The sequence below is a fragment of the Mesorhizobium sp. WSM1497 genome (assembly GCF_001672455.2).
Taxonomy (GTDB): domain Bacteria; phylum Pseudomonadota; class Alphaproteobacteria; order Rhizobiales; family Rhizobiaceae; genus Mesorhizobium; species Mesorhizobium ciceri.
Genome location: NZ_CP021070.1, coordinates 1950454 through 1963955 on the forward strand (window position 1 = coordinate 1950454; position 13502 = coordinate 1963955).

9 protein-coding genes are annotated in these 13502 nt (G+C 62.7%); 6 read left to right on the top strand and 3 right to left on the bottom strand.

Annotation, left to right across the window (positions count from 1 at the left end):
* Positions 1-40 precede the first annotated feature (40 nt).
* The 3 genes from A9K65_RS09585 to A9K65_RS09595 all read right to left on the bottom strand — a co-directional run bounded on the left by A9K65_RS09585 (position 41) and on the right by A9K65_RS09595 (position 5350).
* A complete protein-coding gene (locus A9K65_RS09585) occupies positions 41-3172 on the bottom strand; it encodes an efflux RND transporter permease subunit (RefSeq protein ID WP_027161377.1) in 3132 nt (1043 codons plus the stop codon).
* Positions 3169-4329, bottom strand: coding sequence for an efflux RND transporter periplasmic adaptor subunit (locus A9K65_RS09590; protein ID WP_063170332.1), 1161 nt, complete (start codon positions 4327-4329; stop codon positions 3169-3171). Before A9K65_RS09590 ends, A9K65_RS09585 begins: the two co-directional genes overlap by 4 nt.
* A 193-nt stretch (positions 4330-4522) precedes the next feature.
* A complete protein-coding gene (locus A9K65_RS09595) occupies positions 4523-5350 on the bottom strand; it encodes a MurR/RpiR family transcriptional regulator (RefSeq protein WP_013529679.1) in 828 nt (275 codons plus the stop codon).
* Between the two features lie 144 nt (positions 5351-5494).
* On the opposite strand from A9K65_RS09595, the gene A9K65_RS09600 reads away from it, so the two are divergent.
* The 6 genes from A9K65_RS09600 to A9K65_RS09625 all read left to right on the top strand — a co-directional run bounded on the left by A9K65_RS09600 (position 5495) and on the right by A9K65_RS09625 (position 13427).
* Positions 5495-6313 carry an N-formylglutamate amidohydrolase gene (locus A9K65_RS09600; protein ID WP_024502760.1) on the top strand — a complete coding sequence of 273 codons (819 nt, stop codon included), beginning with the start codon at positions 5495-5497 and terminating at the stop codon, positions 6311-6313.
* A gap of 44 nt (positions 6314-6357) precedes the next feature.
* A complete protein-coding gene (locus A9K65_RS09605) occupies positions 6358-7914 on the top strand; it encodes an amino acid permease (protein ID WP_013529681.1) in 1557 nt (518 codons plus the stop codon).
* Between the two features lie 87 nt (positions 7915-8001).
* A complete protein-coding gene (locus A9K65_RS09610; protein ID WP_064995604.1) occupies positions 8002-9372 on the top strand; it encodes a glutamine synthetase family protein in 1371 nt (456 codons plus the stop codon).
* A 127-nt stretch (positions 9373-9499) separates the two neighbouring features.
* Positions 9500-10888, top strand: coding sequence for an aldehyde dehydrogenase family protein (locus A9K65_RS09615; protein ID WP_063168962.1), 1389 nt, complete (start codon positions 9500-9502; stop codon positions 10886-10888).
* Positions 10889-10905: 17 nt separating this feature from the next.
* Positions 10906-12078, top strand: coding sequence for an iron-containing alcohol dehydrogenase (locus A9K65_RS09620; RefSeq protein WP_013529684.1), 1173 nt, complete (start codon positions 10906-10908; stop codon positions 12076-12078).
* A 242-nt stretch (positions 12079-12320) separates the two neighbouring features.
* Positions 12321-13427 carry an ABC transporter substrate-binding protein gene (locus A9K65_RS09625; protein WP_013529685.1) on the top strand — a complete coding sequence of 369 codons (1107 nt, stop codon included), beginning with the start codon at positions 12321-12323 and terminating at the stop codon, positions 13425-13427.
* The last annotated feature ends 75 nt before the right edge of the window (positions 13428-13502 follow it).

Below are 13502 nucleotides of genomic sequence, written 5' to 3' on the forward strand. Positions count from 1 at the left end.
TCCGGACGGAAAACCGCTACACACTTTTCCCTGGATTTCTTTACTCCGCCGGTTCCACATTGGTGTAGGCGGCTTCCTCCAACTCGCGCTTCAGTCGCGCTTCCTCATGGGTCTTCGGCGTCACGAAGCGGCCAAGCAGGAGATAGGCGACCGGCGTCAGGAACAGCGTCGAGACGGTGGCCAACCCCAGGCCGCCGACGATGACCCAGCCGAGCGCGACGCGCGCCTCGGCCCCGGCGCCGCTCGCCAGCACCAGCGGCAAGCCGCCGAGCACGGTGCAGATCATCGTCATCATCACCGGCCGCACGCGGATGATCGAGGCCTGCTCGATCGCTTCGCGCACGCCAAGCCCGCGATCGCGCAGCTGGTTGGCGAATTCGACGATCAGGATGCCGTTCTTGGCCATGACGCCAACCAAAAGCACCAGGCCGATCTGGCTGTAGGCGTTGAGACTGGTGCCCGAGAGCAGAAGCGCGAAAATCGCGCAGGCCAGTCCGAGCGGCACCGTCGCCATGATGATGACGGCACTGACGAAACTTTCGAACTGGGCGGCCAGCACCAAAAGGATGATGACCAGCGCGAAGCCGAAAATGGTGATCATGGCGCTGTTGGTTTCGCCCAGCGTCGCCGCCTCGGCCAGAGGCAGGATGCGGCTGCCCGCAGGCAGCAGCGGCGTGGCGATCTCCTCGGCGCGGGTGAGCGCGTCGCCAAGCGCGAAGTCGCCACTGAGGTTGGAGGTGATGGCCACCGAGGGCTGCTGCTGTTCGCGCGACAGCGATGGCGGTACGGCACGTTCGGTCAGCGTGGCGATGGTCGACATCGGCACGAAACGTCCGTCTGCCGTCTTCAGGAAGATGTTTTCCAGATCGGTCGGATCGTTGATCGGATTGGTGGTCGAGACCAGCTTCACGCCGTAGCTGCGGTCGGCAATGTAGACGTCGACGACATCGTTGCCGTCGAGCATGGCCTGCAAGGTGTTGGCCAGTCCCGATATGTCGATGCCGAGGTCGGAGGCGCGCTCGCGGTCGATGGCCACGGCGAGCTGCGGTTGCGTCGGGTCGATCGACAGGCGCGGTGTCTGGAAGCGCGCGTCCTTCTGCATCTCGGCGATGATCTTCACGGCTGCGTCGCCGAGCGCCTTGCGGTCGTTGCCGACCAGCGCGAACTGCAGGCCGTTGCCGGCGCCACGGATGCCGAGGCTGTTGGGCTGTACCGGGAAGATGCGCACGCTCGGCACCTGCCTGGTCAACTGGCTGATCTCGGCCATGATCTCCTGCTGGCTGCGGCTGCGCTCGTTCCACGGCGCCAACGTCATCACCATGAAGCCGGAATTGTAGGAGCCGTTCTGGCCGGCATTCTCGAAGGTCGAGCGGATCTCGCCGGAATCGCGCATCGGCTGGATCAGTCTCTCGATCTTCTGCATCTGCTGCGTCGTATAGTCGAGGCTGACGCCTTGCGGGGCGCTGATGCGCAGAAGCACGGCGGCGCGGTCCTCGGTCGGCGTCAGCTCCTGGCGGATGGTGCCGAACAGCGTGAAGGCGGTGCCGGCAAACAGCACCGCGACCAGAAGCACGATCCATGGCGCGTCGAGGCAGGCGTGTAGGCCGCGCTTGTAGGCCGTACTGAGCGCGCCGCCGATGCGGGCGCCGATGCCATGGCCCCCTTCGTGGTGGAGCGATGCGCTGGTCAGCATGCGCGAGGCGAGCATCGGGCACAGCGTCAGCGCCACAACGCAGGACAATAACACCGACATGGCAAGCACGAAGCCGAATTCGCGGAACAGGCCGCCGGTCTGGCCGGGCAGGAACGAAATCGGCACGAAGACGGCGACCAGCGTCAAGGTGGTGGCAATGACGGCGAAAAACACTTCCTGCGCGCCAAGCACGGCGGCGGCGCGGGGCCCCATGCCTTCATTGCGTCGTCGCACGATGTTTTCGAGCACGACGATGGCGTCGTCGACGACCAGTCCCGTCGCCAGCACCAGAGCGAGCAGGGTCAGGATGTTGACCGAGAAGCCGGCCAGATAGATGGCAGCGATGGTGCCGATCATGGCGACCGGCATCGACAGGCCGGGGATCAGCGTCGCGCGCCAGTCGAGGAGAAACACATAGATGACGATCAGCACCATGGTCACGGACAGGCCGAGTGCGATCTCGACCTCGTGCACCGCGCCCTTGACGAAGACGGCGTCGTCGCTGGTGATCTTGATCGACATGCCCTTGGGCAGGTTTTCCTGCAGCTTGGCGACGGCGGCCTGGACACCGGTCGAGATGTCCAGCGTGTTCGATTCCGCCTGGCGGATGATGCCGATGCCGATGCCGGTCTTGCCGTCCGAGCGCAGCGTGGTCTGGCCGACGTCGGGACCGAGCGTGACGGTGGCGACGTCGCGGATGCGCGTCGTGCCGCCGACAATGATGTTTTCGAACTCTTCCGGCGTGGTCACGTCGGCAGTCGTGCGGACGATCAGGTCCTGGTTGGTCGTGGTGATCGAACCGGCAGGGGAATCGAAAGCGACCGAGGCAAGGGCGGCCCTGAGATCGGCAACCGTGAAGCCGAGGCTGGCCAGCTTGTTCTGGTCGACATCGATGCGAAAGATCTTGTCGCGGTCGCCATAGACCTGGACGTCGGCAACGCCGGGCACGGCGGCAAGCTCGTCCTCGATCTGGTCCTGGACCACCACGGTCATGTCCTGGATCGACATGTTGTCCGAGGTCACCGCCAGTCGCATCACCGCGTCGGAATTGGCGTCGGCCTTGACGATGCGCGGCGGATCGGCGGTGTCGGGCATCTGATTGGCGACGCGGCCGACAGCATCACGCACGTCCGAGGCGGCGACATTCAGATCGACGCCGTCGTTGAACTCGATGGTGACGCGGCTCGAGCCGAACGAGGAAGACGACGAGATCGACTTGACGCCTGAGACGCGGGCGACGGCGCCCTCGATCGTGTCAGTCAGTTCGCGGTCGACGGTCTCGGCCGCCGCGCCCTCGAAGGTGGTGGAAACAGTGACGACCGCGCGGTCGACATCAGGCAGTTCGCGGATCTCGACGCCGTAGAAAGCGGCCAGGCCGGCGACCGCAATCAGTGTGTTGAGCACGAAGGCCATGACCGGCCTGCGGATGAACAGGGCGGTGAAGCCGGTCTCGCTGGCGGTGTTGATGGTTCCGGTCATGAGCCTGCGGCGGCGTCCGCGGCGCGCTGCTCTTCGCCGGCAAGGCGAACCGCGCCGCCCTCGCTGACGCTCTGGGTGCCTTCTGTGACCACCATGTCGCCATTGTCGATCTCGGCGTCGATCAGCACGGTCTCGGTGTTGCGCTGGATGATGCGCACCGGGACCCGCCTGGCCTTGCCATCCTCGATCTGCCAGACATAGGCGCCGTCCGACCCCCACAGGATCGCCAGCGGGCTGACGGCCGGATAGGTTTGCCCAGGAAATTTCATGGTGATGCCGAACGACATGCCGGCGCGCAGCGAATCGGCCGGGTTGGCGATCTTGGCCTTGACCAGCAGGGTGCGGCTCTTTTCATCGATGTGGTTGTCGATGGCCGAAACGGTGCCGCTATAGGCGTTGCTGGGATTGGCGATCGGCGTCGCCGTCAATTGCGCACCGACCTTGACGGCGGCGGCGAAGCGCTCGGGCACCAGGAAATCGACCAGGATCGAGGACCGGTCGTCGAGCGTGGCGATGGCCGACTGGTTGGTGACGTAATTGCCGGCCGAGATCGGCAGGATGCCGACGGTGCCGGCGATCGGCGCCAGGATCGACCGGCGCTGCAGTGCAAGTTCCGCGTCCTGAAGCGCCAGCTTGGCGCCCGCCAGCACCACCTCGGCATCAGCCACGGCTACCGGGGTCGCGGCATTGGAGGCACGCAGCGACTTAACGCGGTCGAGCTTGGACTGAGCGTCCTGCAAGGCGAGCTTGGCACGGTCCTGAGAGATCACTTCGGTCTCGGAATCGAGGGTGGCGAGGATCTGTCCCTTTTCGACATGGCTGCCGGATTCGACCAGCAGTTCGGCGAGGCGGCCGGAGCTGTAAGGATTGACGGTCACCGAGGCGTTGGCACGGCCGGTGCCGATCGCCTGCAGGCGGTCGTTGATAACAGCCGAAGTGGCCGCCAAGGCGACCACGTTCACCCGCTGGTTGCCGTTGCGGCCGTTTGCCTGCCTCGCGTTGGCGGCACCGGTTTCAGCCGGGGGCGTTGCCGCGTAAGCCCAGTCGATGCCCCAACGTGCCAGCACGTCCGGTGCGCCGGGATAAAAGCGCAGCCAGGCGGCTGCCGCCACCACCAGCACCACGAGTGCAAAAAGTATCTGTTTCCAGGCGGCCATCAGCACTCCGGTTGGTAAAACAATCCTTCCGTCTACCGGTTTCCCGAAATGAAGCAGACGCAGCGAGGCTATTGTAAGGCAAAGAAGCCGTCTCGATATCGCGTCTTTATGACAATTCTCCGGGGGCTGCGCACATTAAATATATGTAACGTTTGAGAAAATATGCGTAACGCTTCGGATCATCGCATATGCACTAACGCAGACTTTCCATCTCGCGAATGCGTTTGGCGCCTTCTGCTTCCAGTTGCCTGGTGACGGCGCCGATCAGCGTTTCGGCGACGACGAAAAGGGCCGCCGATGAATCCCATGCCGACGGCACCGCGGTTCGTCCGGCGATGACATGGCGAGCAAGGCGGGCGATCGGCGACAGCCACTGGTCGGTGAACAGTACGATCTGCACGCCACGCTGATGCGCCTTCTCGGCGAAGCGGAGGAGGCTGTCCTGGTAGCGCCTGATGTCGAAGATGACCAGCACGTCGCGCTTGCCCATGTCGATCAGCCGGTCACGCCACATGCTTTCCTGCCCGGCGAGGTGAAAGACATCCGGCTGGATGATGGCGAGGTGGGCGGCCATGTAGCGCGCCAGCGGATCGGTGAAGCGGCCGCCGATCAGGAAGGTCTTGCCGCGCCGGTCCGCTAGCCGGGCGGCGATGTCGGCAAGCTGCTTGTCGGACAGGTGCCTGAATGTCTCGCGCATATTGTCGAGCGTCGCTTCCAGCATCGGCGACACGGTCCCGCCGCCGGGCGATGGCGGATTGAGCGTCCTTGTCGCCGGCGATTGCAGTTGCGCCGCCAGTTCGTCCTGCAGGCTCGACTGGAACTCCGGATAGTTCTGAAAGCCCAACCGGGCGACGAAACGCAGGATCGTCGGCGAGGAAACGCCGGCTGCGGCCGAGAATTCAGCGACCGTTTTCAAGCCGATCATCGGGTAGAAGGCAATCAGTGTCTGGGCCGCGCGCCGTTCGCTGGCCGGCATCGTGCCGATGCGGTCGGCGATCAGTTCGGCAATGTTGGAAATCATCTTTTCCCCACCCCTGGCTCGGTCGATGGTCTTTTCCGAAATCGCATTTGACAAAGCCGGACAAACTGTATGAAATCATCCACAGGGACGCAATGAGGCAAAATACGTAACATACGATACAGCGCTCCCCGGGGACGGCAGAGTATGGAGAAAGCACGGCCCGCCAGCCTTGCATCGTCTGATACCGTAAGGGTGACGAACCCCGGCGGATCAAGCCCTTTCGTGCTGACCTGCGATCACGCCTCGAACTTCCTGCCCGCCGAATTCGGCACGCTCGGCCTTGCTGTCGAGGACCTGTCGCGCCACATCGCCTGGGATCCCGGCGCGCTGCCGGTTGCCCGCCGCATGGCGCAGGCGCTCGACGCGACGCTGGTCGAAACCCGCATTTCGCGCCTTGTCATCGACTGCAACCGGCCGCTTGACGCGCCCGACCTGGTGCCGCCGGTCAGTGAGACAACGGCCATACCGGGCAATGCCGGCCTGTCGGAAAGTGAGCGTGCCGCGCGTGTCGCGCTTTCGTGGCGCCCTTTCCACGATACGATTGCGGATATCATCAGCCACAGGCTGTCACACGGTCAGGAAACGCGGCTGGTTTCGGTCCATTCCTTCACGCCGGTATACAAGGGCCGCAACCGGCCCTGGCATATCGGCATCATCCATGACGAGGATCGCCGGCTGGCGGCGCCGCTGATATCGGCGCTGAAGCGGCTTTCCGGTGTCACCGTCGGGGTCAACGAGCCGTATTCACCTGATGACCGCGTCTATTTCACGCTGGAACGGCATGCGCGCTCGCGCGGACTGCCCTGCGCGATGATCGAAATCCGCAATGACGAAATCGCCGGCGAGACCGGGCAGCGGAAATGGGCGGATCTGCTCACGGGCATTTTTTCGGATCTGGAGCCAGAGGAGGCCGGACACACCAGATCGCATTCAGTCGGAAAGTCAGTTCAATCGGCTAGCTAGGGCGGGATCTCATCCCGACCCGAAAACCAACAGGGGACACTAAAATGGCAGCACCGGGTTATACTGAAGTTGACAAGGCGGAGGACGTAAAGCACCTCCACAGCATGGGCTATGCCCAGGAATTGGAGCGGCGCCTCAGTCGCTTTTCGAACTTCGCCGTTTCCTTCTCCATCATCTGCATCCTGTCGGGCGGCATCAATTCGCTGGCCCAGGCCACCTCCGGCGCCGGCGGCATCGGCATCGGCATCGGCTGGCTGGTCGGCTGCTTCGTTTCGCTGACCTTTGCGGTCGCCATGTCGCAGATCAGCTCGGCCTATCCGACGGCCGGCGGCCTCTATCACTGGGGTTCGATCCTCGGCAACCGCGGCACCGGCTGGGTCACCGCATGGCTCAATCTGCTCGGCCTGATCACCGTGCTCGGCGCCATCAATGTCGGCACCTGGACGTTTTTCATCGGCGCTTTCGGCCCGACGCTCGGAATCGAAGGCACGCTGACAAACCAGATGATCTTTCTGATCATCATCACCGGCGCGCAGGCGCTGATCAACCATCTCGGCATCAAGCTGACGGCGAAGCTGACCGATTTCTCGGGCTATCTCATCTTCTTCGGCTCGATCCTGATCGCCATCGTCTGCCTGGCTTCCGCTGAGACCTGGGATTTCAGCCGTCTCTTCACCTTCAAGAACTATTCCGGGGACGCAGGCGCCGGCGTGTGGCCATCCGTCTCGAATGCCTGGGTGTTCGCGCTCGGACTGTTGCTGCCGATCTACACGATCACCGGTTATGACGCTTCCGCGCACACCTCGGAGGAAACCATCAAGGCGGCTTCTTCCGTGCCGCGCGCCATGGTCATGTCGGTGATCTGGTCGGCCGTTTTCGGCTATCTGTTCCTGGCCGCCTTCGTGCTGATGATCCCGAACATGGACGATGCCGCCAAGCAGGGCTGGAACGTGTTCTTCTGGGCCTTCGACCAGCGCGTAAGCCCCGGCATCAAGGAGTTCGTCTACCTCGTCGTGTTCGTCGCACAGCTGCTGTGCGGCCTTGCCACGGTGACGTCTGCCTCGCGCATGATCTTCGCCTTCTCGCGTGACGGCGGCCTGCCGGGTTCGGCGGCACTCGCCAAGGTCAGCCCGACCTACCGCACGCCGGTGGCGGCGATCTGGACGGCTTCGATCCTGTCGGTGCTGTTCGTCTGGGGTTCGACGCTGGTTTCGGTCGCAGGCACTTCGGCCTACACCATCGTGGTTTCCTGCACCGTCATCTTCCTGTTCCTCTCCTTCACCGTGCCGATCGTGCTCGGCATGCTCGCCTGGGGCACGCCGAAGTGGGACAAGATGGGTCCCTGGAACATGGGGCGCGGCGTGTTCATGCTGTTCGCCTTCCTGTCGATCGTCTCAATGATCCTGATCTTCATCATCGGCATCCAGCCGCCGAACGATTGGGCGCTCTACATCACCGTCGGCTTCTTCATCCTGACGGCAGTCGTCTGGTTCGGCTTCGAGAAGCGCCGCTTCCAGGGGCCGCCGCTCGGCGACATCATTGCGGCGCGTCAGGCGGCCATCAAGGCGGCCGAACAGGCAGTCGGCGAAACCGGCCACTGACCTCGACCATCATGGCCATGGCCGGCATCGTGCCGGCCATGGTTTCGTTCAACTCATTCAAAGCCCAAGCGCTGGAGTGCCAAAGGAATGGCCGGAAATTTCTCGTTCGATCAGTTGAAGAAAGCGGTCTCCAGCGGTGAGATCGACACCGTGCTGGCCTGCATCGTCGACATGCAGGGACGGCTGGCGGGAAAACGCTTCCTGGCGCAGTACTTCGTCGATTCCGCGCATGACGAAACGCATGGATGCAATTATCTGCTGGCCGCAGACATCGATATGGAGCCGGTGCCGGGCTACAAGGCGGCGAGCTGGTCGAAGGGCTATGGCGATTTCGTCATGAAGCCGGATCTCGCCACGCTGCGGCGCATTCCCTGGCTGGAAAAGACCGCGCTCGTGATCTGCGACGTGCTCGACCACCACACGCATGACGACCTGCCGCATTCGCCGCGCGCCATCTTGAAGAAGCAGGTCAAGCGGCTGAGCGAGCGCGGCTATATCGGCTATTTCGCATCCGAGCTCGAATTCTATCTGTTCAACGAGACCTACGATTCGGCCCGCAAGAAGCACTGGCAAGGTCTCGACACCGCATCGCCCTATATCGGCGACTACCAGATCGGCATCACCACCAAGGAAGAAGGCGTCATGCGCCGGCTTCGCAACGAAATGGAAGCGGCCGGCATTCCGATCGAGAATTCCAAGGGCGAGTGGGGTCCGGGCCAGGAAGAGATCAATGTGCGCTATGCTGAGGCGCTCGACATGGCCGACCGCCACGTCATCCTGAAGAACGGCGCCAAGGAAATCGCCGAGTCCGAGGGCAAGGCGATTTCGTTCATGTCCAAGTATAATTACGGGCTCGCCGGCAATTCCAGCCACATCCACAATTCGCTGTGGAGCGCCGACGGCAAGACACCGCTGTTCTTCGACAAAAAGGCCGACTGGACGCTGTCGACACTCGGCCAGCAATGGGCCGCCGGCCAGCTCAAATACGCCAAGGAATTCACCTGGTTCCTGGCGCCCTATATCAACTCCTACAAGCGCTTCCAGGCCGGCACCTTCGCGCCGACCAAGATCATGTGGAGCGAGGACAACCGCACCGCAGGCTTCCGCCTGTGCGGCGAGGGCACCAAAGGCATCCGCATGGAATGCCGCATCGGTGGCGCCGACCTCAACCCGTATCTTGCTTTCGCAGCCCTGATCGCCGCCGGCCTTGCCGGCATCGACGAAAAACTGGAATTGCAGAAGCCGTTCGTCGGCGATGCTTATCAAGCATCTCGCCTGCCGGAGATTCCGAAGACGCTGCGCGATGCCACCGACACGCTGGCGAAGTCGAAGATGCTCAAGCAGGCGTTCGGCGAGGATGTGCTCGAACACTATGTCCACACCGCAAAGTGGGAGCAGTTCGAATACGACCGCCGGATTACGGATTGGGAACTGCACAGAGGTTTCGAGCGGTATTAGGTATCGGCGGTTCGTCGGCGCCACCCCTTCACTCTTAGCCTTTCCCCGTGGGGAGAGGCTGTCGGCAGGCAGATGAGGGGCAGCGCCAGGCCACACGATTTTGTTGTAGAATACGAGGACTTACAAAATGACCGAGACGGTCAAACTCATTACCCCCGTCGATGGCTCGATCTATGCCGAGCGGCCGATTGCTACAGACCAGGCGATCAACGCCGCAGTGGAACGCGCCAAGGCGGCGCAAGAGAAGTGGGCTGAGACACCTATCGTCGAGCGCGGCAAGTACATGTTGGCTATGCTGGAAGCGCTGGTCGCGATGACCGACGAGATCGTGCCGGAAATCGCCTGGCAGATGGGGCGGCCCGTGCGCTATGGCGGCGAATTCGGCGGCGTCAGGGAACGCACCAACTACATGGTCGAGATCGCCGAGCAGGCGCTCAAGTCCGTGCCGGCCTCCAACCCCAAGGACGGTTTCCGCCGCTATGTGAAGAAAGACCCGCTCGGCGTCGTCATGGTGATCGCGCCGTGGAATTATCCCTATCTGACCGCCGTCAACACCATCGTGCCGGCGCTGATGGCCGGCAACACCGTGATCCTGAAGCATGCGGCGCAGACGCTGCTGGTCGGCGAGCGCTTTCAACAGGCTTTCGACAAGATCGGCCTGCCCAAGGGCGTGTTCCAGAATGTCGTGCTGAACCACGCCCAGACCGAAAGGCTGCTCGGCTCGGGCAAGATCGACCACGTCAATTTCACCGGTTCGGTCGGCGGCGGCCGCGCCATCGAAAAGGCGGCGGCGGGCACCTTCATGACGCTCGGCCTCGAGCTTGGCGGCAAGGATCCGGCCTATGTGCTGCCCGACGCCAAGATGGACCATGCGGTCGCCAATCTGGTCGACGGCGCCTTCTACAATTCCGGCCAGTGCTGCTGCGGCATCGAACGCGTTTATGTGCACGAGAAGGTCTATGACGAATTCGTCGAAGGCTTCATCGCCGAGACCAAGAACTATGTCGTCGGCAATCCGCTCGACCAGGCGACGACGATGGGACCGATGGCGCAGGCGCGCTTTGCTGACCTGATCCGTGAACAGAAGGCGGAAGCGCTGCGCAAGGGTGCCAAGGCGCACATCAACATGAAGGTGGCTAACGACAAGGCTGGTTCGCCTTATCTGGCACCTGAGGTGCTGACAGAAGTCGATCATCAGATGAGCGTCATGCGCGAGGAAAGCTTTGGCCCGATCGTCGGCATCATGAAGGTGCGCAACGACGAAGAGGCGATCGCGCTGATGAACGACAGTCCCTACGGGCTGACCGCTTCGATCTGGACGCGCGATACCGAGCATGCCGTGGCGATCGGCAACCGCGTCGAGACCGGCACGGTGTTCATGAACCGCTGCGACTACCTCGACCCGGCCTTGGTCTGGACCGGCGTCAAGGACACCGGCAAGGGTGCGGGCTTGTCGGCCATCGGCTACGACAATCTGACCCGGCCGAAATCATTCCATCTGCGCGAAGCCATCTGATTTATTGAAAGACAAAAATGTCCAAGCTGATCTCCAAATGGAACTACCCCACCACCGTCCGCTTCGGCGCCGGCCGCATCAAGGAATTGCCTGAGGTGCTGGCGGCCACCGGCATCAAGCGGCCGTTGTTCGTCACCGACCCTGGACTGGCGAAACTGCCGGTCGTCGCCTCGACGCTGAAGATACTCGACGACGCCAAGGTTCCTTACGGCGTCTTCTCCGAGGTCAGGCCTAACCCGGTCGAGTCCAATCTGACCGCCGGCATCGCCGTGTTCAAGAAGGGCAAACATGACGGCGTCATCGCCTTCGGCGGCGGTTCGGCGCTCGATCTCGGCAAGCTGATCGCCTTCCAGGCCGGGCAGGTCAGGCCGGTATGGGATTTCGAGGATGTCGACGACTGGTGGACGCGCGCCAATTCGGACGCCATCGCGCCGATCATCGCCGTGCCGACCACCGCCGGGACCGGATCGGAAGTTGGCCGCGCCGGTGTTATCACCAATGAGGCAACGCACACCAAGAAAGTCATCTTCCATCCGAAACTTTTGCCAGCAATCGTTATTGCCGATCCGGAGCTGTCGGTCGGCATGCCCGGCTTCATCACCGCCGGCACCGGCATGGATGCGCTCGCCCACTGTCTCGAGGCCTATTGCGCGCCGGGCTATCATCCGATGGCCGACGGCATCGCCGTCGAAGGTGTGAGGCTGGTCTTCGAGAACCTGCCGAAGGCCTATGCCAACGGCAGGGATCTCGTCGCGCGCGCCCACATGATGAGCGCCGCCGCCATGGGCGCCACTGCCTTCCAGAAGGGGCTTGGCGCCATCCATTCGCTGTCGCATCCGGTCGGTGCGCTCTATGACACCCATCACGGCATGACCAATGCGGTGTTCATGCCCTATGTGCTCGCCTTCAACCGTGACTCCATCGAGGAGCGTATCGGCCGGCTCGCCGCCTATTGCGGCATCAAGGGCGGCTTCGACGGGTTCGCCAAGGCGATTATCAAGCTGCGCAAGGAATTGAAGGTGCCGCATGCGCTGCCGGGCCTTATCAAGGGGCTCGACATGGACAAGAAACGCAAGGCGCTGATCGCCGACATGGCGGTGGTCGATCCGACCGCCGGCGGTAACCCGGTCAAGCTGACCAAGAAGGCGGCGCTGACCTTGCTCGAAAACGCCATTGCCGGCACGGTCTGAGGCGTTTTCCGCGCCGCAAAGTGATCTGAAAAGGGGCTATGAAAACAAGGGGGAGGATGACGGGCAAGGCACAAACTAGTTAGCCGGAAAAAGAATCGCGGAGCGATTGCTACATCAGGTTAAAAAGAGTTTACTTTTTCGCACTGCGAGCAGCCGCTTTCACAAAGCTTTCATCTGGCTGTCACATGAAAACGATACCGCATCGCAGGCGTCCAACGGCGTCAGTTCAACGGAGAGAACACATGTTCAAGTTCACGGGGAAAGTGCTTTCCCTTTCGGCCGCGGCGCTTTTCGCGTCGACGGTGATTTCGTCCGCGGATTCGCTGGACGATCTCGTCAAGGCTGCCAAGGCGGAAGGCCAGCTCACCACCATCGCGCTGCCGCATGACTGGTGCGGCTATGGCGATGTCATCGCAGGTTTCAAGGCGAAGTATCCGGAAATCACCGTCAACGAACTCAACCCCGACGCCGGCTCCGGCGACGAGGTCGAGGCGATCAAGGCCAACAAGGACAACAAGGGCCCGCAGGCGCCCGACGTCATCGACGTCGGCCTGTCCTTCGGCCCGACCGCCAAGGCCGATGGCCTGATCCAGCCTTACAAGGTGTCGACTTGGGACTCGATCCCCGACAGCGCCAAGGATGCCGACGGCTTCTGGTACGGCGACTATTACGGCGTTCTGTCGTTCATGGTGAACAAGGACCTGATCAAGGAATCGCCCACCGACTGGGCCGACCTCTTGAAGCCGGAATTCGCCAACGCGGTCGCTCTTGCCGGCGATCCGCGCGTTTCAAACCAGGCCATCCAGGCTGTCTACGCCGCCGGCCTTTCCGGTGGCGCTGCAGCCGGTGAAGCTGCCGGCACTGCTGGCCTAGACTTCTTCAAGAAGCTCAACGCCGCCGGCAATTTCGTTCCGGTCGTGGGCAAGCCGGCAACGCTTGCCCAGGGTCAGACCCCGATCCTGATCAACTGGGACTACAACGCGCTCGCCGGCCGCGACACGCTGAAGGGCAACCCGCCCGTCGACGTCATCGTGCCGAAGACCGGCGTCGTTGCCGGCGTCTACGTGCAGGCGATCAGCGCCTACGCGCCGCATCCGAATGCAGCCAAGCTGTGGATGGAATACCTCTACTCCGACGAAGGCCAGATCGGCTGGCTGAAGGGCTATTGCCACCCGATCCGCTTCAACGATCTCGCCAAGAACGGCAAGATCCCGGCGGACGTGCTGGCCAAGCTGCCGCCGGCGGAATCCTATGCCTCGGCCGCGTTCCCGTCGCTCGACGAGCAGGCTAAGGCCAAGGAAGCTATCAGCAAGAACTGGGACGCCACTGTCGGCGCCAACGTCAAGTAAGACTGAAATCCACCGGGCGGCCGCGAGGCCGTCCGGTCCTTCCTCGAAGACGGTAGCCGGCGCATGACCGATCTC